The sequence below is a fragment of the Parasedimentitalea psychrophila genome, from assembly GCF_030285785.1.
Taxonomy (GTDB): Bacteria; Pseudomonadota; Alphaproteobacteria; order Rhodobacterales; family Rhodobacteraceae; genus Parasedimentitalea; species Parasedimentitalea psychrophila.
This window is the reverse complement of record NZ_CP127247.1, coordinates 3,212,399-3,231,769: the sequence shown is the minus strand read 5'-3', so window position 1 is coordinate 3,231,769 and position 19,371 is coordinate 3,212,399. Positions and strand designations below refer to the sequence as shown.

18 protein-coding genes and 1 tRNA gene are annotated in these 19,371 nt (G+C 58.2%); 7 read left to right on the top strand and 12 right to left on the bottom strand.

Going from position 1 to position 19,371, the window contains the following annotated elements:
- Positions 1 to 36: 36 nt before the first annotated feature.
- Positions 37 to 1,089: an aminotransferase class I/II-fold pyridoxal phosphate-dependent enzyme gene (locus tag QPJ95_RS15755; RefSeq protein WP_270917071.1), complete on the top strand. Its 1,053-nt coding sequence runs from the start codon at positions 37 to 39 to the stop codon at positions 1,087 to 1,089.
- Positions 1,090 to 1,103: 14 nt separating this feature from the next.
- Complete coding sequence (locus QPJ95_RS15750) at positions 1,104 to 1,457, top strand: nuclear transport factor 2 family protein (protein WP_270917070.1); 354 nt, start codon at positions 1,104 to 1,106, stop codon at positions 1,455 to 1,457.
- 920 nt (positions 1,458 to 2,377) lie between these two features.
- On the opposite strand, the gene QPJ95_RS15745 is transcribed toward QPJ95_RS15750, so the two are convergent.
- Together QPJ95_RS15745 and QPJ95_RS15740 are read right to left on the bottom strand one after the other, a co-directional pair.
- A tRNA-Val gene (locus QPJ95_RS15745) sits at positions 2,378 to 2,452 on the bottom strand.
- A 19-nt stretch (positions 2,453 to 2,471) separates the two neighbouring features.
- Positions 2,472 to 2,834: an HU family DNA-binding protein gene (locus QPJ95_RS15740; protein WP_313851320.1), complete on the bottom strand. Its 363-nt coding sequence runs from the start codon at positions 2,832 to 2,834 to the stop codon at positions 2,472 to 2,474.
- Here QPJ95_RS15740 and QPJ95_RS15735 point away from each other — a divergent pair.
- Complete coding sequence (locus QPJ95_RS15735) at positions 2,833 to 3,120, top strand: hypothetical protein (protein WP_270917069.1); 288 nt, start codon at positions 2,833 to 2,835, stop codon at positions 3,118 to 3,120. The genes QPJ95_RS15740 and QPJ95_RS15735 overlap by 2 nt on opposite strands.
- A 308-nt stretch (positions 3,121 to 3,428) precedes the next feature.
- Complete coding sequence (locus QPJ95_RS15730; RefSeq protein ID WP_270917068.1) at positions 3,429 to 4,478, top strand: Glu/Leu/Phe/Val family dehydrogenase; 1,050 nt, start codon at positions 3,429 to 3,431, stop codon at positions 4,476 to 4,478.
- 63 nt (positions 4,479 to 4,541) lie between these two features.
- On the opposite strand, the gene lon is transcribed toward QPJ95_RS15730, so the two are convergent.
- On the bottom strand, positions 4,542 to 6,956 hold the full coding sequence (lon, locus tag QPJ95_RS15725) for an endopeptidase La (RefSeq protein ID WP_270917067.1): 2,415 nt from the start codon (positions 6,954 to 6,956) through the stop codon (positions 4,542 to 4,544).
- A 295-nt stretch (positions 6,957 to 7,251) separates the two neighbouring features.
- The gene (gene tgt / locus QPJ95_RS15720) at positions 7,252 to 8,382 is read right to left on the bottom strand and encodes a tRNA guanosine(34) transglycosylase Tgt (RefSeq protein WP_270917066.1); all 1,131 of its coding nucleotides are present in this window, start codon (positions 8,380 to 8,382) and stop codon (positions 7,252 to 7,254) included.
- Between the two features lie 179 nt (positions 8,383 to 8,561).
- On the opposite strand from tgt, the gene QPJ95_RS15715 reads away from it, so the two are divergent.
- Together QPJ95_RS15715 and QPJ95_RS15710 are read left to right on the top strand one after the other, a co-directional pair.
- Positions 8,562 to 9,452 carry an SPFH domain-containing protein gene (locus tag QPJ95_RS15715; RefSeq protein WP_270917065.1) on the top strand — a complete coding sequence of 297 codons (891 nt, stop codon included), beginning with the start codon at positions 8,562 to 8,564 and terminating at the stop codon, positions 9,450 to 9,452.
- The gene (locus QPJ95_RS15710) at positions 9,452 to 9,730 is read left to right on the top strand and encodes an NfeD family protein (protein ID WP_270917064.1); all 279 of its coding nucleotides are present in this window, start codon (positions 9,452 to 9,454) and stop codon (positions 9,728 to 9,730) included. The genes QPJ95_RS15715 and QPJ95_RS15710 overlap by 1 nt, the downstream gene beginning before the upstream one ends.
- A gap of 99 nt (positions 9,731 to 9,829) precedes the next feature.
- On the opposite strand, the gene tpiA is transcribed toward QPJ95_RS15710, so the two are convergent.
- The 3 genes from tpiA to QPJ95_RS15695 form a co-directional block, all read right to left on the bottom strand.
- A complete protein-coding gene (tpiA, locus tag QPJ95_RS15705) occupies positions 9,830 to 10,579 on the bottom strand; it encodes a triose-phosphate isomerase (protein ID WP_270917063.1) in 750 nt (249 codons plus the stop codon).
- A 147-nt stretch (positions 10,580 to 10,726) separates the two neighbouring features.
- Positions 10,727 to 11,086 (bottom strand): HesB/IscA family protein, encoded by a 360-nt coding sequence (locus tag QPJ95_RS15700; RefSeq protein WP_270917062.1) that lies wholly within the window; start codon positions 11,084 to 11,086, stop codon positions 10,727 to 10,729.
- Between the two features lie 193 nt (positions 11,087 to 11,279).
- Entirely contained in the window at positions 11,280 to 11,642 is a 363-nt protein-coding gene (locus QPJ95_RS15695) for an SUF system Fe-S cluster assembly protein (RefSeq protein WP_270917061.1), read from the bottom strand.
- Between the two features lie 458 nt (positions 11,643 to 12,100).
- On the opposite strand from QPJ95_RS15695, the gene QPJ95_RS15690 reads away from it, so the two are divergent.
- Complete coding sequence (locus QPJ95_RS15690) at positions 12,101 to 12,802, top strand: hypothetical protein (protein ID WP_270917060.1); 702 nt, start codon at positions 12,101 to 12,103, stop codon at positions 12,800 to 12,802.
- A 77-nt stretch (positions 12,803 to 12,879) separates the two neighbouring features.
- Here the strand turns inward: QPJ95_RS15690 and QPJ95_RS15685 are convergent, their stop codons facing one another.
- The 5 genes from QPJ95_RS15685 to QPJ95_RS15665 form a co-directional block, all read right to left on the bottom strand.
- Positions 12,880 to 14,256, bottom strand: a complete 1,377-nt coding sequence (locus QPJ95_RS15685; RefSeq protein ID WP_270917059.1) for a TRAP transporter large permease — start codon at positions 14,254 to 14,256, stop codon at positions 12,880 to 12,882.
- Positions 14,256 to 14,936, bottom strand: a complete 681-nt coding sequence (locus QPJ95_RS15680) for a TRAP transporter small permease (RefSeq protein WP_270917058.1) — start codon at positions 14,934 to 14,936, stop codon at positions 14,256 to 14,258. Before QPJ95_RS15680 ends, QPJ95_RS15685 begins: the two co-directional genes overlap by 1 nt.
- A 101-nt stretch (positions 14,937 to 15,037) precedes the next feature.
- On the bottom strand, positions 15,038 to 16,042 hold the full coding sequence (locus QPJ95_RS15675) for a DctP family TRAP transporter solute-binding subunit (protein WP_270917057.1): 1,005 nt from the start codon (positions 16,040 to 16,042) through the stop codon (positions 15,038 to 15,040).
- Positions 16,043 to 16,372: 330 nt separating this feature from the next.
- Complete coding sequence (locus QPJ95_RS15670) at positions 16,373 to 17,602, bottom strand: sigma-54-dependent transcriptional regulator (protein WP_270917056.1); 1,230 nt, start codon at positions 17,600 to 17,602, stop codon at positions 16,373 to 16,375.
- Entirely contained in the window at positions 17,599 to 19,353 is a 1,755-nt protein-coding gene (locus QPJ95_RS15665; RefSeq protein WP_270917055.1) for a sensor histidine kinase, read from the bottom strand. The genes QPJ95_RS15670 and QPJ95_RS15665 overlap by 4 nt, the downstream gene beginning before the upstream one ends.
- Between the last annotated feature and the right edge of the window lie 18 nt (positions 19,354 to 19,371).

Here is a 19,371-nt window from a genome sequence, read left to right as displayed (position 1 = left end):
GGGTCAAATCAACTCTTTTGAGGCGAGGCAGCTGCTGTGACGCCCCCTGACACATTGATCGATCTCTCAATTGGTGTGGTACACCCCGACGTGGATTTCTGGCCATCCTGTGATGGCAAGATGTCCAACCCGGTGGCATACCCAGACCGCTACGGCGACCCAGAGTTGCGGGCGCGCCTGTCCGCAGGCCTAGACGGGATGCCGCCAGTTGCGGTAACGGCAGGCGCCTCCATGGCGTTGGTCAGCACCTTTGCCGTGTTGCAAGCCTCTGGGCCAATCCTGATCCCACGGCCCGGCTTTCCAGGATATCACCGGGCGGTAAAACATTTGAAAATTGCCCATAAAACGTATGACATGTCGCTTCAGGAACCGGCCGAAGTCAGCATTCGAACCGCCATTAAGCAGGCCGTCAAAGGCGGCGCAATCGTCATCGCAAACCCTGGCAACCCGCTTGGAACGCTTATCCCCGATGGCACTGTCTCGGAACTATGTGCTGCTGCGCTAACCGCTGGAATTCAACCGATTTTGGATGAAACCTATCGCGGGCTGGTGTTTGACACCGACGCCATCAAGGGTGGTGCCAGGGTGGTGCCAGGGGCGGTACAGGTTTTCAGCCTGTCAAAGGGGCGTGGGTTGGCGGGCGCCCGGTTGGGGTATTTGACCGCGCCGCAAAATCTGTTGCAACAAATAGTGGAGGTTCACCAAGATCTGACGCTGGGCGCCAGCCAAGTGAGCCAGTCGGCGGTTCCCGGTACCGGCCCGTTGCAGGTCTCCACCCTTCAAACATCACAACGCCGCTTTCTCCGCCGCGCCCGCGACCGGGGCCGATCCTTTCTGAGCGGAAGCCGCCTAAAGATCTCCAACCCAATTGCGACGCCGGCCTTCTGGGTTGAATTTCCAGATTGCCCATTGGACAGCCGCGACCTAGCCGCTCGTTTGCGTGACCAACACGGCATCCTGGTAGAACCGGGGGACAAGTTCGGGATTTATAATCGCACTGCGATCCGCATTTGCTTTGCTTTGCCGGAAGACAAGGCACGCTGGGCATTTACATGCCTGGCACAGCTCAACCAAAGCCTTTCTCCCTGACCAAAGGAATTGATATGACCTATGATGATTTAGCGACCTTCAGCCAGGCCTGGACCAACAAGGATCTGGACACCCTGATGCGCTACATCCATCCCGATTGCGTCTATGCCGCCTCGGTTGGCCCGGAACCGGGGCAGACGTTTCGCGGCATTGACGAGGTGCGGCGCGGTTTCGCCAATATGCTGGCGCATGACACAGGCAAACGCCAGGAAGGGGCAACAGTGATTTTTGGCCAAGAGGCCATCAGCGAATGGTCCTTTACCGAGCAGAGTGACGGCCAAGAGGTGGATATTCGCGGCTGCGATATTTTTGCCTTTCGGGGCGGCAAGATCCTGAAAAAGGACGCCTTTCGCAAAGTCTTTTCCTGATCTGCTCGGAGGTGATACGGCCGATGGAACAGTTACTTGAAAGAGCCATCCTGAACGGCAGACCGCGACGACATTACTGTGTCGACTTGGTTGCACGACCCGCTGTTTCAAGGGCACACCTGCAACGCATACTCTGCACCGAATTTTGCCATGGCGTGTTCCACAGCCAGGCATTATTTTGTGCGGCGGGAGATGACAGGCTGGTCAGACTGTCCAGTTGTGGGCGACTAAGCCTGTTGGCGCTTTTGCATGTTTCGCGACCGACACCAGAGACAGAGGCCTGGTCGGAAAATTGGTATCCAAGGCATGAAGACATCGCGGCGAGATTTGAAAAATATCGCCTGGCCATTGCCTCCGGTGAAACGGCATTGGTCTGTCGGGCCCTGATCTGCTGAGCGGCCAGATCTGCTGAAAGGCCAGATCTGCAGAGAGGCCTGGTCGGAAGCTATGTTGGTAAAATCGTCTTCCCGAAAGTGACCCATGGCCGGCGGATGCCGCCTTTGTTGCCCAAAACGGCTGAGCGGATTGATGTCGCAAATCCAGCGTGACCTGCCCTACGTCAAGGTCCGATCGCTAAAGTTGTGGACCGAAAAGTGGGCACAGAGAGATCATCAGGCGAAACCTTCACGAGGAAAATCCGCGCCTGACCTCTCACGGGCTGCGCATGACGAACGCCACAATTATCGCGTCAGCCGTCGCCAACAGCCCCGAAAGGCGGGATCGAGCATGTTCAAAGCCTGCTCGCCCCGCCCTCCAAGGCGATGTAAGAGCACCACGCTCGGCGCGCCGCGCATGAACAGATGAACAACGAACCCATCGTCCTCATGCCTGATTTTGGGAAATCGAGGTGAGCTTTGGGAAGCTCTGTACATATACAGAGCATTAGAACCCCCTAAACCCGTTGTTTTAAAAGGAGAATATGGTGGGTGATAAGGGATTTGAACCCCTGACATCTTCGATGTGAACGAAGCGCTCTACCACTGAGCTAATCACCCGTAAGGCCGGGTCTTACCGTCAGCTTTCGTCCGCTGCAAGGGGATCTGTGCCAGTATTATCCTCTTCGGACGAATTTTCACCCATGGCTGTGCTCTGCCGCAGCTTGCACACAATTATCCGGCCGTTGCTCCGTTCCACGCTCCGGTTGATGCGCAGTTTCCCCAGCGGTTGCAGATTCAATTCGCGCCCGCTTCCGATCGCCTCACCCAGCACAGCAAGCATCGCTTCAACGACGGGCTTGGCGTCTTTTTTCTTGATGCCAGAGCGTTCAACAACCAGGTCAATAAGCTCTTTCTTTCGCATCGGCAAACCAGCGCCATCCGCATCTGCCTCAACAAAAACCGGGTCCGGTGTCTCAACGGTTTTGATGGGCTCAGCCATGGCAGCCGGGACCGCTTTGGTCACCGCCTTGGTCACCGTCTTGAAGCCAGGCTTGAGGCCAGGCTTGGGTTTAGCCGGGGATGGTGCCTTGGCAGTGGTGGTTCTGGCAGTGGTGGTTCTTGACGTGGCGGTTTTGGAAGCTGTGGTTCTGGAAGCAGTGGTTTTGCCTGTACTGCTGGGTTTTGTGGTGCTCGTTGCCATGGTTTACCCCGTGGTTTGCGTGTCTTTTCTTAACCTACGCCCGATGCCACCCGGTTTCCAGTTCCGCGCCCATATCAGACCATAATCGACCCGGGTAAGACTTATTAACGCGGCATTGTTGCCAAAATACGTACATCCGGCAGCGCCCACCGGCGAATGCAGTCGATCCGCCGCCCCCCAAAACATCGCCAGTTTTGGTTTCCGACAACCCAAAAGGCAACCTGTTACGCCGGATCACTATGTGCAGGGTGAAACTGGAGCGGGTCGAGCGAATTCCCGAGTTGACAGTCAAAATTTGGCAAAAACCTCCAAAATTCGCGAAATCTTCAGCTGAATTTGGCGAAAACCAGCGGGCAACCTAGTTTATCAAGTGGCCATGGAGGAGCAGATAGAATGATCATCACACCGGTGCCGACCAGCAGCCACGAGGAAATTTACTATGTCGAGGACGCCGCCACCGGTCTGCTTGGATATATCGCCGTGCACTCCACCCAGCTTGGCCCGGCGGCCGGCGGCCTGCGAATGCGGCCATATCAGACCCCACAAGAGGCGCTGACCGATGTTAAGCGGCTAAGCCAGGGCATGACCTACAAAAACGCTGCGGCAGGGCTGCCGCTGGGCGGTGGCAAGGCGGTGATCATTGGCGATCCGGGGCGCGACAAAACACCCGAGTTGTTGCACGCCTTTGGTCGTGCCATCGACACCCTGCAGGGGCGCTATTTCACCGCCGAGGACATGGGGATGACTCCGGCTGACATGGCCCACCTGGCGGCGGTGACGCCCTTTGTTGCGGGATTACCCAGCGGTAAATTTGCCAGTGGCGATCCCTCGCCCATCACCGCACGCGGTATCTTTAATGCCATATGCACGGCGCAAAAACACCTCTGTGGCAGCGCCGATCTGGGCGGCGTCACCGTCGCGGTTCAGGGCCTGGGCCACGTCGGCTGGCACCTGTGCAGGCGGCTCTCTTCGGCGGGAGCAAATCTGGTGGTTGCCGATACCGACGACAGTCGAATATCCAAGGCAAGGACGGTGTTTGAGGCTGCAGCTGTTGCACCAGATCAAATCTATTCGGTGCAGGCGGATATCTTTGCCCCATGCGCTATTGGCGGCATTCTGAACGCCGACACGATACCACAACTCAAAGTCTCGATTGTGGCCGGCGGGGCCAACAATCAACTGGCCTCTGCTCAAGATGGGCGCGCGCTGCACGCCCGCAGCATTCTTTATGCACCCGATTTTGTTGCCAATGGCGGTGGCATCATCAATGTCGCCACTGAAATTCTGAAAATTTCAAACCGGGCGGAATTTGTCGAGGAAAAACTGATGGCTCTCGATCTGACCATGCAGGCGATCCTGACCCAGGCCCGGGCTGAAAACACCTGCCCCGACGCAGTGGCGGTGGCCACCGTGCAAGCCAAAATGGCGCGCGGCATCGCATAAGCTATATTCAAAATAGGCGACCCAACTGGGCCGCCTATTTGGTGTCTCATCGCAAAGTCAGGATCAGTGTGCTGTCGCCCCTGACCCACCATCAGGATGTCTCAGCGCCGCTCTGGCCGCAGCGGCCTCTTCTTCCGCTTCTTCATCCCATTCGATCGCTTCCGGTGCTCTGGTCAGCGCATATTTCAGCACTTCAGACACATGTGAAACCGGGATGATTTCCAGCCCCTCTTTCACATTGTCAGGGATTTCCGGCAGATCTTTTTCGTTGTCTTTCGGGATCAGCACCGTCTTGACGCCGCCACGCAGTGCCGCCAGCAGCTTCTCTTTCAGACCGCCAATCGCCAGCGCGTTGCCGCGCAAAGTAACCTCGCCGGTCATCGCTATATCCTTGCGCACCGGGATCTGTGTCAGCACCGACACGATTGAGGTCACCATAGCCAAACCGGCACTAGGCCCATCTTTTGGCGTCGCCGCCTCGGGAACGTGGACGTGGATATCCCAACGGTCAAAGCGCGGTGGCTTAACGCCAATCTGAGGCGAGATCGAGCGCACATAAGACGCCGCCGCCTCAATCGACTCTTTCATCACATCGCCCAGCTTGCCAGTGGTTTTCATCCGGCCCCTGCCCGGCAGACGCAGCGCCTCGATGGACAACAGCTCGCCGCCGACCGATGTATAGGCCAGCCCAGTCACCACCCCGATCTGATCTTCCTTCTCGGCAAGACCATAGCGGAATTTCTCGACACCCAGGAAATCACTCAGATTATCCGCCGAAACGGTGACGCTCTCAGCCTCTTTCTTGATAATCATGGTCAGAGATTTCCGCGCCACCTTGGCGATCTCACGTTCCAGATTCCGCACCCCGGCCTCGCGGGTATAGGTGCGGATAATCTCGGTCAGAGCATCGTCCTTAAGTTCAAACTCCTTGGCTTTCAAACCATGGTTCTTGATCTGTTTGGAGATCAGATGCTGCTTGGCAATCTCATGTTTTTCATCTTCGGTATAGCCAGACAGCGGAATGATCTCCATCCGGTCCAACAGCGGCCCGGGCATATTGTAGCTGTTCGAGGTGGTCAGGAACATCACGTTCGACAGGTCGTATTCGACCTCCATATAGTGATCAACAAAGGTCGAGTTCTGCTCCGGGTCCAGCACCTCCAGCATCGCGCTGGCGGGATCGCCGCGGAAATCCTGACCCATCTTGTCGATCTCATCCAGCAGGATCAGCGGATTGGTGGTCTTGGCCTTTTTCAGCGCCTGAATGATCTTGCCCGGCATGGACCCGATATAGGTCCGGCGGTGACCGCGAATCTCACTCTCATCACGCACGCCGCCCAGCGAAATACGGATGAACTCACGTCCGGTTGCCCGCGCCACCGATTTGCCCAGGCTGGTCTTACCAACCCCGGGAGGGCCAACAAGACACAGGATTGGCCCCTTCATCTTGGTCGAGCGCTGTTGCACCGCAAGATATTCGACAATGCGCTCTTTGACCTTCACCAGACCATAGTGATCATCATCAAGAATTTCCTGCGCCTTGGCCAGATCCTTCTTCACCCGCGACTTGGTGCCCCATGGAATGGACAGCATCCAGTCAAGATAATTGCGCACAACGGTCGCCTCGGCCGACATTGGCGACATGTTCTTAAGCTTCTTCAACTCGCCTTCGACCTTTTCACGGGCCTCTTTGCTCAGCTTGGTCGCGGCAATCTTGGCTTCCAGCTCGGCCAGTTCGCCCTCGCCTTCTTCGCCATCGCCCAATTCCTTCTGAATCGCCTTCATCTGCTCATTCAGGTAATATTCGCGCTGGGTCTTCTCCATCTGGGTCTTGACCCGCGTCTTGATCTTTTTCTCAACCTGCAACACCGACATCTCACCCTGCATCAGGCCATAGACCTTCTCCAGACGTTCGGAGACCGACAGGGTTTCCAGCAGATCCTGCTTTTGCTCGACCTCAATGCCCAGATGACCGGCAACCAGGTCGGCCAGTTTGGCTGGCTCAGCCGAGTCACCCACCGCCGACAGCGCTTCTTCGGGGATGTTCTTGCGCACTTTCGCATAGCGCTCGAATTCATCGCCAACGGTGCGCAACAGCGCCGCAGTGGTGGTCACATCGCCCGGAATTTCAGTCAGATATTCCGCCCGCGCCTCAAAGAAATTGTCGTTTTCCAGATACTCGGTGATGCGGACACGGGCATGACCTTCGACCAGCACTTTGACGGTGCCATCCGGCAGCTTCAGCAATTGCAATACATTGGCCAGAACGCCAACCGGATAGATACCTTCGGCTTCGGGATCATCCTCAGCCGGGTCAACCTGACTGCTCAACAAGATTTGCTTGTCGTCAGCCATCACCTCTTCCAGGGCGCGCACCGACTTTTCTCGGCCCACAAACAGTGGCACGATCATATGGGGAAAGACCACAATGTCGCGCAACGGCAATACAGGATAGGAAGAATTAAGAGGCTCTTGCATACTCGGTCCTTACTTTTGGCAAGACGATCCGGTCCCGAAATTCGGCAACCTTTGTTCGTCTCCTCGTTGGATCTGTTAATTTGGGGCAGCCGATACCGGGTTTCAACCCACCAGCTGTCCAGTTGCCCCGCAGTCTGCCTGCAGCGGCGCATGACCACAAGGCACCAATTGCAGTCACGGTGATCAAAACCCTAATCCAAAACCCGGACCAAAAGGACACCAACCTGCATTTCTTCTTTGTAAAATACTCCCGCCGGAGGCGCCCCGACCGGCGCCCGGCGATGACCTCAACGGATCAAAGAGCTTCGATATCACCCTGCGCTCGGCCGGCATGGAAATCCCGCTGCCACTGCGCAAACAGCCCCGCCGCAATCGCCTCCCGCATTCCTGCCATAATATCCTGAAAATACTGCAGATTATGCCAGGTTAGCAGCATACCGCTGATCATTTCATTGCTGCGGAACACATGGCTTAGATAGGCCCGCGAATAGTTGCGACAGGCCGGACAGGAACAATTTTCATCCAGCGGGCGCGGGTCATCAATGTGGCGTGCATTCTTGATATTGACCACACCGTGGCGGGTGTAGACCTGCCCGGTACGACCCGAGCGCGACGGCAAAACGCAGTCCATCATATCAACGCCCCGCGCCACCGCCCCGACAATGTCGTCAGGCTTGCCAACCCCCATCAGATATCGTGGCTTATTTTTCGGCAACATGTCCGGTGCATAGTCCAGCACGCCAAACATTGCCTCCTGACCCTCGCCAACCGCCAATCCACCCAGGGCATAGCCGTCAAACTCGATCTCGCGCAGCTTCTCAGCACTCTCAGCGCGCAGCTCCTGCGTCACCCCGCCTTGCTGAATGCCAAACAGCGCGTGGCCAGGCCGATCACCAAAGGCATCCCGCGACCGCGCCGCCCATCGCATCGACATCCGCATGCTTTCGGCCACTTCGGCATCGGTCGCAGGCAGCGCCGGGCATTCGTCAAAACACATGACGATGTCACTGCCCAACAGCCGCTGAATCTCCATTGAGCGCTCCGGGGTCAGCTCGTGCTTAGAGCCATCCACATGGCTTTTGAAGGTCACCCCCTGCTCAGTCAGTTTGCGCAGACCAGCCAGCGACATCACCTGAAACCCACCCGAATCCGTCAGAATAGGGCGATCCCAGTTCATAAATTTGTGCAAGCCACCAAGACGGTCGATCCGTTCCGCAGTCGGGCGCAGCATCAGATGATAGGTATTGCCCAGCAATATATCAGCCCCGGTCGAGCGCACACTTTCCGGCATCATCGCCTTGACCGTTGCCGCGGTCCCCACCGGCATAAACGCAGGGGTGCGGATCTCGCCGCGCGGCGTGGAAATCACCCCGGTACGGGCTTTGCCATCAGTGGCGTGTAGATCAAATGTAACTTTCGGCGACATCGGAATATCCTCATCCTATCGGCTCGGGCGGGCGCAACCCGGCGCGTTTGCCCTATCCAGATGGATTTGACAAGCCTTGTGGCCGCTTGCCACAACGCCCCCCAAGGCCCATACATAGGTTGAAATCAGGGGAATTGCCCCCACATGTATACCATAGTACACAAACATTGAGGCACAGCATGAACGAAGAACAGATTATTGGGTTAATTTCCCAAAACGTCATTTACCTGCTGGGGGCGATTTTCCTGATCATTGTGATCCTGAAAGGTGTCCGCATCGTACCACAGTCCGAAAAATTCGTTGTCGAACGCTTTGGCCGACTGCACGCTGTGCTTGGCCCTGGCATCAACTTTGTCATTCCGTTTCTCGACGCGGTTGCCCACAAAATTTCGATCCTTGAGCGGCAGCTGCCCTCGGCCAGCCAGGACGCAATCACCAGGGATAACGTGCTGGTGCAAGTGGAAACCTCGGTATTTTACCGCATTATTGAGCCGGAAAAGACGGTCTACCGTATCCGCGACATTGACGGTGCCATCTCCACCACCGTGGCCGGCATCGTGCGCGCCGAAATCGGCAAGATGGATCTGGACGAGGTGCAATCCAACCGCGACCAGCTGATCGCCACCATCAAGTTGGCTGTTGAAGATTCGGTTGACGACTGGGGCGTCGAAGTGACCCGCACCGAGATCCTCGATGTGAACCTGGATCAGGCCACCCGCGACGCCATGATGCAGCAGTTGAACGCCGAACGCGCCCGGCGCGCCCAGGTGACTGAGGCCGAAGGCACCCGCCGCGCGGTTGAACTGGCCGCCGACGCCGAACTCTACGCCGCCGAGCAAACCGCCAAGGCCCGCCGCATCCAGGCCGACGCTGAGGCCTATGCCACCGAAGTGGTGGCCAAGGCGATCAAGGAAAATGGCATCGAGGCAGCACAATACCAGGTGGCGCTGAAGCAGGTCGAGGCGCTGTCAACTCTCGGCAACGGCGACGGCAAGCAGACCATCATTCTGCCCGCCGACGCGGTTAATGCTTTTGGCAATGCCTTCAAGATGCTGACCGGAGGAAAATAATGAGTGACCCCATTTGGTCAATTTGGTGGCTTTGGGCAGCAGCAGCATTGCTGCTGGCCATTGTCGAAGTGCTGGCTCCCGGCTTTGTCTTTCTGGGCTTCGCCATCGGCGCTGCAGCGGTGTCACTGATCCTTCTCAACACCGGCCTGTCTTTGGGCCTTCCCATATTGCTGCTGATCTTTGCCGCCCTGTCACTGCTCGCCTGGCTTCTGATGCGGCGAATCTTTGCCCGCCCGCAGGGCCAGGTGAAAACCTTTGACCACGACATCAACGACTGACAGACCTGCCAAAATGGCGCAGGTCTCCGGCATCATCTTTTCCTAACTACTCCCGCCGGAGGCCTGCGCCGCTGGGGCGCAGCGCCCCTCCACGCAGGATCAGCTGCGCTCCAGCGCCGCAATGATCGGTGCGAAATCTGCGGCCTTTAGACTGGCTCCGCCAACCAGCGCCCCATCCACATCCTCCACAGCAAAAATCTCGGCGGCATTGCCGGGCTTCACCGAGCCGCCATAAAGCAGCCGCACGCCAGTGCCGAGCTCATCGCCAAACCGTGCAACCAATTGGGCGCGCAAAAACCCATGCACTTCGCCAATCTGCTCCAGTGTCGGCACCTTGCCGGTGCCAATGGCCCAGATCGGTTCATAGGCAATGACCAAATTATCAGCGGTCGATCCATCCGGGACCGATCCTTGCAGCTGAGCACCAATAACAGTCAATGTCTCGCCCGCTTCGCGCTGCTGCAGGCTTTCACCCAGACAGACGATGGCCGTCAGACCAACCGCCATCGCAGCCTCAGCCTTGGCGCAAACCGCCGCGTCCCGCTCACTGTGGTCTGTGCGGCGCTCGGAGTGACCCAGAATGACCGCACTGGCGCCCGCGTCCTTCAACATCTCTGCGCTGTTGTCACCGGTGTGGGCGCCTGACACAGCAGCGTGGCAATCCTGCCCCCCCACAGCGACCGCGCTATCGCTGACCACCACAGCGGCGCGGTGCAGCAAGGCGGCAGGCGGACAGATCAACACCTCAACGCCCGCAGTGCCATAGGCCTCGGCCAAAGCCTTCAGTTCCGGCAACATCGCACTTGTGCCGTTCATTTTCCAATTTCCTGCCGCCAATTTCTGCCGCATCTGCCGCCTCCTGCTAAAGTTTTGCAATTTGGTAGCATTGTCGGCCCGGCGAGACAATTACCGCCAACACAATTGGATCAGAGCCAGCAGCCAGACAGCAAAAAGGCGGGACACCCCGCCTCATGTCTCACGCCAACTTCTGCGCCATCATTCTACGGGCACATCCTTGAAGCTGATCGACTCGCCACAGCCACAGGCATCCGAGACATTGGGATTGTTAAACTTGAACCCTGCCTCGAGCAAAGACACCTCATAGTCGATTTCGGTGCCAAACAGGAACATCTGCGCCATTGGCGCGATCATCACCTTGGCGCCATCCTGTTCCACCACCTCGTCATTGGGGTCAGGTTGCTGGACGTATTCCATGGTGTATTCCATGCCCGCACAGCCGCCTTTTTTGACACCGATCCGCAGACCAGCATGCCCCGCCGACAGCATCAACTTAGAAATTTGAGTTGCGGCTTTGGGGGTGATTGTGACGGCTTGCTTACCGGGAATGCCAAACATCGATGTCTCCTTATGGCCCCTAATCTAAGGGTGCGGCCGGGGCGTCTCAACCCCGGTTCAGGATTATGCAGGAAAAACACTCATCTGAGATGCACATTTTAGTGAACCCAGCACCCCGCTTGGTGAACTCAGTACGCCGTTGGTGTGGCACCGGTGTGGCGCCAAGCCAAAGACCATTAAGGTCAGCCCAGCGTTACATAAAGCCCAATTCAAGCCGGGCCTCGTCGGACATCATTTCCATGCCCCAGGGCGGCTCGAACGTCAGCTCGATATCAACCGATTTCACCCCGTCAATTGGCGAGATAGCATCCTCAATCCAGCCCGGCATCTCGCCGGCCACCGGACAGCCCGGAGCGGTCAGGGTCATGACGATCTTGATGTCGCTCTCGTCATTGATATCGATGGTGTAGATCAGCCCGAGCTCATAAATATCAACCGGGATTTCCGGGTCATAAACCGAACGGCAGGCTTCGACCACCGATTCGTACAAGGGATGGCTGACAGTGGAAGGCGCAATCAGTGGTGCACCTTCAAGGGGTTGGGACGCATTGGTCATCGGGACAGGGCCTCAAGTGTTAACTTGACTGATTATATAGGGATTTTGGAATGGGGCGTCCAGAGGCGGCGACAGCAAAGATCGGTTTTGCTCGGCTGCGGCGAAAATGCCGCGGCGGGCTGGGCCTGCAGCACTGGCCCCCAACAGAGTGCGATGCGACGGCCTAAGCGCGCACCAGGTCGGCCTTTTGTTTTGCGGCCTGGGCGATCGCCAACCACAGTCTGGCAAAAATAGTTTGTTGTTTTCTGGCCCCTCCCCCATTGGCGACTACATATAGTATAACGCAAAAGCCGTCATAGTTGAGCACATCGAAGGCATGCCAGCCACTTCAGAGGCCACCTGAAGCTGCAAAATATATTCAGGACCATTCTGGTCGTCGTGCTATTAAGGAGGCTGATATCATTCGGACACCTGCAAAGCTCCCGCCCCGCTCGGTTCTGGCTCTGGCCATCTGTGGGATGTTATATCCCCAGTCACTGGTAGCACAGGAGGATTGGGCCTTTGTAATTACCCCTTACCTGCTGGCCCCATCCATTGACGGAACCACAACCCTAGGCAGGGTTGGCGGTGATGTATCCGTCGACCCCGGGGATATCTGGGACAATTTCGAGGCCGGAGGCATGCTCCGCTTTGAGGGTCGCCACGATTCTGGCTTCGGTTTTGCGCTGGATTATTCGGTGATGAATCTTGGCAACGGCGCCAGCAGTCCGATTGGCGATATCCGGGTCGACTATGATCAGGCCGTACTTGAGGCCGTAGCGACATATCGTCTTGACGGCACTGGAAACCAGATCGACATCTACGCCGGCCTGCGACATTGGGATATCGACACTCACCTGAATGTGCTGACCGGCCCCGCGACAGGCCAAATCAACCGCGGCGCCAGCTGGACGGATCCAATTGCCGGGTTGCGGTGGCAGCGACGGCTCTCTCCTCAATGGCGCGTGCTGATGCAGGGCGATGTTGGCGGCGGCGGCTCAGATTTCACTTGGAACGCCATGGGCGGTTTTGCCTATGACCGCTGGGAGAACACCTCTGTGTTCATGATGTACCGCGCCCTGGGTGTGGACTACGAAGAAGGCAGCCGCGGCACCTCCTCTTTCTTTGAATATGACACGGTGACTCAGGGCCTGCTGGCGGGTGTTGGGTTCCGGTTCTAACCCCACAACCAGAGATCCTGATACAAAAAGGGCGCCCGCAGATTGGGGCGCCCTTTTCGTTTATCAGTCGTCATCCGCTATTTGGTGATGATCTCTGGTCCCATCACCGCGTTTGGCAACACCGTCGACAACCAGGGAATATAGGTGATCATGATCAGGAACACGAAGAGCACCGCCAGGAAGGGCAGTGCTGCCCGCACCACCGCCATCATCGGCATTCCCGCCACCCCAGAGGTGACAAATAGGTTCAAGCCCACCGGCGGGGTAATCATCCCGATCTCCATGTTCACCACCATGATGATGCCCAGATGGATCGGATCAATGCCCAGCTCCATCGCAATCGGGAACACCAAAGGTGCCACGATAACCAGCAGCCCCGATGGCTCCATGAACTGACCGCCGATCAGCAGGATCACGTTGACCATGACCAGGAACATCACCGGACCAAACCCGTAAGACAGCATCGCATTGGCAATGCTCTGCGGGATCTGCTCATCCGTCAGCACGTGCTTCAGGATCAATGCGTTGGCAATCACAAACAACAGGGTGACGGTCAGCTTGCCGGCGTCAAACAGCGTTTGCCTGGTGTCGTGGTGGAAAAACGCGGTGATCAGCGCGTGGGGCTTTTTCAGCAGACTGGTCTTGGCCTGACCTTCGCCATTAGACAGCGGCCCCATGTCTTTGTAGATAAAGCAGGCAATCAGGAAGGAATAGATCGCGGCAACCGCTGCCGCCTCAGTTGGGGTAAAGATGCCGCCATAGATACCGCCCAGAATGATCACGATCAGGAACAACCCCCAGCCAGCCTCGCGGCCTGCGGTGAAGATCTCGCCCCAGCCCTGCCATTCGCCCTGCGGCAGATCCTTGACCTTGGCCATGACATAGATGGTGACCATCAACATGGTGCCGGCCAGCAATCCCGGGATCACGCCAGCCAGGAACATCCGCCCCACCGAGACCTCTACTGCGGCGGCATAGACCACCATCACGATAGACGGCGGGATCAGGATGCCCAGCGTACCGGCGTTACAGATAACCCCGGCGGCAAACTCCTTGGTATAGCCAACCTGGCGCATACCGGCGATGACAATCGAGCCGATGGCCACCACGGTGGCCGGCGAGGATCCGGACAGCGCCGCAAACATCATACAGGCAAACACCCCGGCAATCGCCAGGCCGCCGGGCAGATGCCCCACGCAGGCAATCGAAAAGCGGATGATCCGCCGCGCCACTCCGCCTGTGGTCATGAACGACGAGGCCAGAATGAAGAACGGGATTGCCAGCAGGGTGAAATGCCCCTCAAAGGCCTCAAACAGCGTGCCCGCAACCGAGGCCAGCGAACTGTCGGAATAGACCAGCAGGAACAGGGTTGAACTCAGGCCAAGGGAGACCGCAATCGGCACCCCGATCAGCATCATGCCAATCACCAGGGAAAATAGCAGGACAACGTCCATCAGTCGCGCTCCTCATCGTGCTGAGCGCGCATGGCTTCCAGCTCTTCTTCTACTTCATGACTGGCCACCAGCCGGTCCAACTCGCCGCGCCAAATCTGCACCGCCGTCTGCGCGAAGCGAAACAGCAGCAGCAGCATCGACACCGGCAGCACCACATAGGGCACCACTTTGGGCAGCTTCTCATAAGCATCACCGTAGTTGATCAGCCCTTCCAGCCAACGCAGCCCGGACACCATCGGCACATCCTGCACCTCATAGAAACTCTGGCTGCGCGCGGTCAGGTCAAACCCGGTGGGAAACCAGCGCCCCGAGGTCGGCGGCAGGTCAGCAAACACCGCCCAATAGTCATAGGTGCCTTTCAGCAGCAACAGCGAGAACGCCAGGCAACAGCCAACCGAAACCAGCGCCATGATGCGGCGCGGGCCCGGGGCCAGCAGATTCAGGATTGCATCGACGCCTAGGTGGGCATGGGTTTTCACCGCATAAGACGCCCCCAGCAGCACCAGCCAGGCAAACAGGAATACCGTCAGCTCCAGCGCCCACAGAATGTTAGAGTTAAAGACAAAGCGTGCGACCACATTGGCAAATGTGATCAGCGTCATCAGGCCCAACAGCCCGGCGATCACGCTTTCCTCGATTGAATTTATAATTCCGGCCGGACCGGACCTTGCCCCCGACATATCGCTGTCTCCATCTCGTTGGAAGTCGTTCGCTGCGACACCGCGATCCGGGTGCCGTAAGTGTAAGGTGCGTGCTAGCACGCACCCTACGATGACCTGAGTTACAGGCCTGCGTTGATGGCCTGAGCGGCGTCAATCTTGTCTTGACCCACATCACCCGAGAACATGTCCCAAACCGGCATCATGGTCTCGACCCAACTCTGGCGCTGGGTTGCGTCCAGCTGACGAATGGTGCCGCCTGCAGCAACAATTGACTCTTTGGCCGCTTCGTTGACCGCAAAGGCTTCTTTGTTGCGTGCCTCGGTGACCTCGCCCAGGATGGTCAGGAACTGCTCACGCACCGGCGCATCCAGACTTTCCAGCCAGTCCACATTGGTCACCACCAGATAATCGATGATACCGTGGTTGGTCTCGGTGACGCCGTCCTGAACCTCAAAGAACTTCTTGCCATAGATGTTGGACCAGGTGTTTTCCTGACCGTCGACAACACCCTGCTGCAGCGCGCCGTATACTTCCGAGAACGCCATTTTCTGCGGCGAACCACCGATGGCTTCCATCTGTGCAACCAGAACATCCGACGACTGAACGCGGAACTTCAGGCCATTGGCGTCCGAGGGGGCGATCAGTGGCTTATTGGCCGACATCTGTTTCATGCCATTGTGCCAGAACGCCAGTCCCTGCAGACCACGGCGCTGCATGCTGTCCAGCATCGCCTGACCATCAGCCGACCCCTGGAATGCATCCACAGCGGCGATGTTTTTGAACATGAACGGCAGATCAAACAGGCGGAACTGCTTGGTGAACTTCTCGAATTTGGACAGCGACGGCGCCGCCAGCTGCACGTCGCCCTGCAGCATCGCTTCCAGCACTTTATTGTCGTTGTACAGGGTCGAGTTTGGATAGACCTCCAGGCACATGGTGCCGTTCATCTCGTCGTTGATACGCTGCTCCAGCAGCGAGGCCGCGATACCCTTGGGGTGCTTGTCGGTGTTGGTTACGTGGGCAAATTTCACCACGATCTCACCAGTGTCACAGGCCGCACTTGCAACGCCGGCGGTTGTGGACAGGGCCATTGCCGTGGCAGCGGCAGTCATCAGAATCTTCATAGTATCCTCCCGGGAATTCTATCTCCGGCTCTCTCCAACAGAGAGCTCCGAGCAACAGCATCACGGTTCGCTGTCAAACGCTCAAGAAGTGTTTCAGGACCTCCGGGCAAATGTAAAATTCATATGTTTGTCATGCTGTTAAGCCTGTCACCCCCGCTGCCTGCTTCAATGCTTAGGCGCCTATGTGCGGATTTCCGCACAGTCAAAGGGGGCCATTGTGCGAAAATCCGCACAAATTGCATACCGGCTACCCATTCGAGAATCACCAGTGTTTTATCAGTATCTAATGCGATTCCAATGTCGGGTAGAACCACACGACATCCGTCAGCCCTACCGCCGGTAATCCTCGGGCCGGATGCCATAACGTGCCAGTTTATCGTAAAACGTCTTGCGCGGCAGCTTCAGCGCCTGCGCTGCGGCGGCAGCCCGACCGTTTTGCCGTCCCAGCGCGGCAATCAACAACGAGCGCTCCACCTGTGCCAACTGCTCTGCCAGCCCCAATTCAGCCGCCTCCGCCGTCTCTTCCGGCATGCCCAACACAAACCGCATCGCCGCCGACATCAGGGACCGCGTATTGCCCGGCCAATCCTGCGCCATCAGCGCTGCCAAATGCTCTGGGCTGATGTCCGGCTGGGCGATCCCCGCCTGCTCTGCCGCCTGCGCCACATAGTGACGATACAGCACCGGAATATCCTCGGGCCGTTCGCTGAGCGACGGGATTCGCACTCGCATCACGTCCAGCCGGTAAAACAACCCCGCGTTAAAGGAGCCCGCCTCGACCAGAGCCGCCAGATTGGCCGTTGAGCCCGCGATCACCCGGGTCCCGGCGCCGCGTTCCAGCCGGTCCAGCACCGCATATTGTGTTGTCTCTGGCAGGGCCGAGACCTCGTCAATAAACACCGATCCGCCGGCCCCGGCACTGCACAGCTCATCGAAACCCGCCGCACTCAGCCCAGCGCTCGGGCGTTTGACAAATGGCCCCTGCGCCAGATGAGACATCAGATGCACCACCTCTGCAATCTTCGAGACCCCGCTCCCCGGCGCCCCGGTCACCAGCACTTCGGCGCCGGTCGACGCCACGCTGCGCACCTTGGCGCGCAGGTCATCGGATTGCGGCGAGGTGCCAAACAACATCCGCGCCGCCGGATCACCGCTTTCCAGCTGCACTTTCAGGCGCCGGTTTTCCAACACCAAAGCACGGGTTTTCATCGCCCGTTTCAACACGGTCAACAGATCCGCCGCCGCGCAGGGCTTCTCTAGAAAACCAAACGCCCCATGCGCCATAGCGCGCACCGCCATCGGGATATCACCTTCCCCGGTAAGCAGGATCACCGGCAGTTCTTCATCCACCCCATGCGCATATTCGAGCAGGTGAAACCCATCGCGCCCCGGCATCCGGATGTCGGACACGATCACCCCGTCAAACTGCGGGGTGATATGATCCTTGGCCACCACAAAGGAGGCCGCCGTCATCGCCTCCAGGTCATTCAGCTCCAGGGTCTGAGCCAGCGCATCACGCACCGCAGCATCATCATCGACAAGCAGGACTTTGCGGGTCATACGACGTCTTCCTCTGTCCAATAGTCCAGTTCCACCGTGAACATGGCGCCGCGCTCGACGTTGACACCGCGAATGTTGCCGCCAAAGCTTTGCACCAATCCATAAGAGATAGACAGGCCCAGCCCCATTCCGTCAGAGCTGCCAACAGTCTTGGTGGAGTAAAACGGTTCAAACACCTTTTCGGGCTCCTTGATCCCCGGCCCCACATCACTCACCGTGACGGCCAGGCGGTCGCCGGTGTTGATCGAAATATGCACCTGACGATCGTCCTGATCCAGCATTGCATCCGCTGCGTTGTTGATCAGATTGACAAAGACCTGCGCCAGCCGAACCTCACCGCCCCAAGCATAGACCGGCGCATCATATTGATCCGCGTTCCAGTCCACACTCACCTGATCCGCCTGCAACCGGGCCTGGGTCAGCTCCACCGCCGCAGTGATCACTTTCACCAGATCCACCCGGCTGACGGGCTCGCTTTCATTGCGGGCAAAGGCGCGCAGGTTCTTGATGATCCGGGCCATCCGGGTGGCCATATCGGAAATCCGTCCCAGGTTTTCTCCGGCCCGGTCCGCCTTGCCCTGCTGTAGAAAGGCACTGCCGTTGTCCGCATATTGCTGGATTGCCATCAGCGGCTGATTCAGCTCATGACTAATCCCCGCCGACATCTGCCCCAGCGCCGACAACTTACCCGCCTGCACCAGTTCCTGCTGCGCCAATGTCAACGCCGCCTCTGCCCCCTGTCGTTCCTTGACCTCGCGCCGCAACTGCATGTTGGACGCCGACAGCGCCCGCGTGCGCTTGGTGACCCGGCTTTCCAGCACCACATTGGCCAGCGCCAGAGTGCGCCGTCGTTCGGTCGCCAGAAACAAAAGCGCGCCAAAGGCCAGGCAAATCCCAGCCAGGGCCGCCGCCTGCAGGGTCGCAATGCGCCGGGCCGGAGCGGTATCAAGCAGAATTTCCCCGATCATGCCAATCACCGGCAGGTCCACCGCGCGGTGCAGGGCCCGCTGCGGCAAATACGGCCCCCAGCCCAGCTGCCAAATCTCATGACCACTCACCCTATGCGCGGAAAAGACAACCTGCCGCCCATCCTGTGGCTGCAACCCTGTCTCACCCGGCTGGCGCTGCCACAGCAGCAGTTCCGATCGGTTGGAAATGAACACCTCGCCATTGCGGTCGGTAAAAAACACAGCCGGCAGCGAGCCCCGCCATGTCTGTTCGACATCCACCACATCCGCAACCGTCACCAATGCCCCGCGCACGGTGCCGTCCGCGCCAAAATCCGGCGCCGCATAGAAAAACGCCCGGCGGTTCAGTGGCTGCAACACGCCATGACCGGTGCCAAGGGCGCCATGCATGGCGCGGCTGAAATAATCGGTTCCCGAGACATCAGGCCCGGTAATTCCCTGCGCCGCCACCAGCACCCGCCCCGACGCATCGGCATAAAATACATCCAGCGCCGCGGTGCTATCGGCCACGTCGCGCAACAGGCGGACAGCGGCGCGGCGACTCTCTTCGCCACTCAACTGCTCAAGTGCAGGATGTCGCGCCATCAGCACAGCCAGCTCCTGATAGACCTGCAACTGGGTGCTGACCCGGTCCGAGGCCAGCTCCAGATCCGCCTCGCCCTGTCGCGCCAAAACGTCCAGCGCCTGACGATAGCCATAGGACCACACAGCACCCGTCAGTGCCGCCAGCGCCAGAGCAAAGCCCAGCACGATCCACCCCCGATGTCCTTCAAGATTTCTCATTTCAACACAATAGCAAAG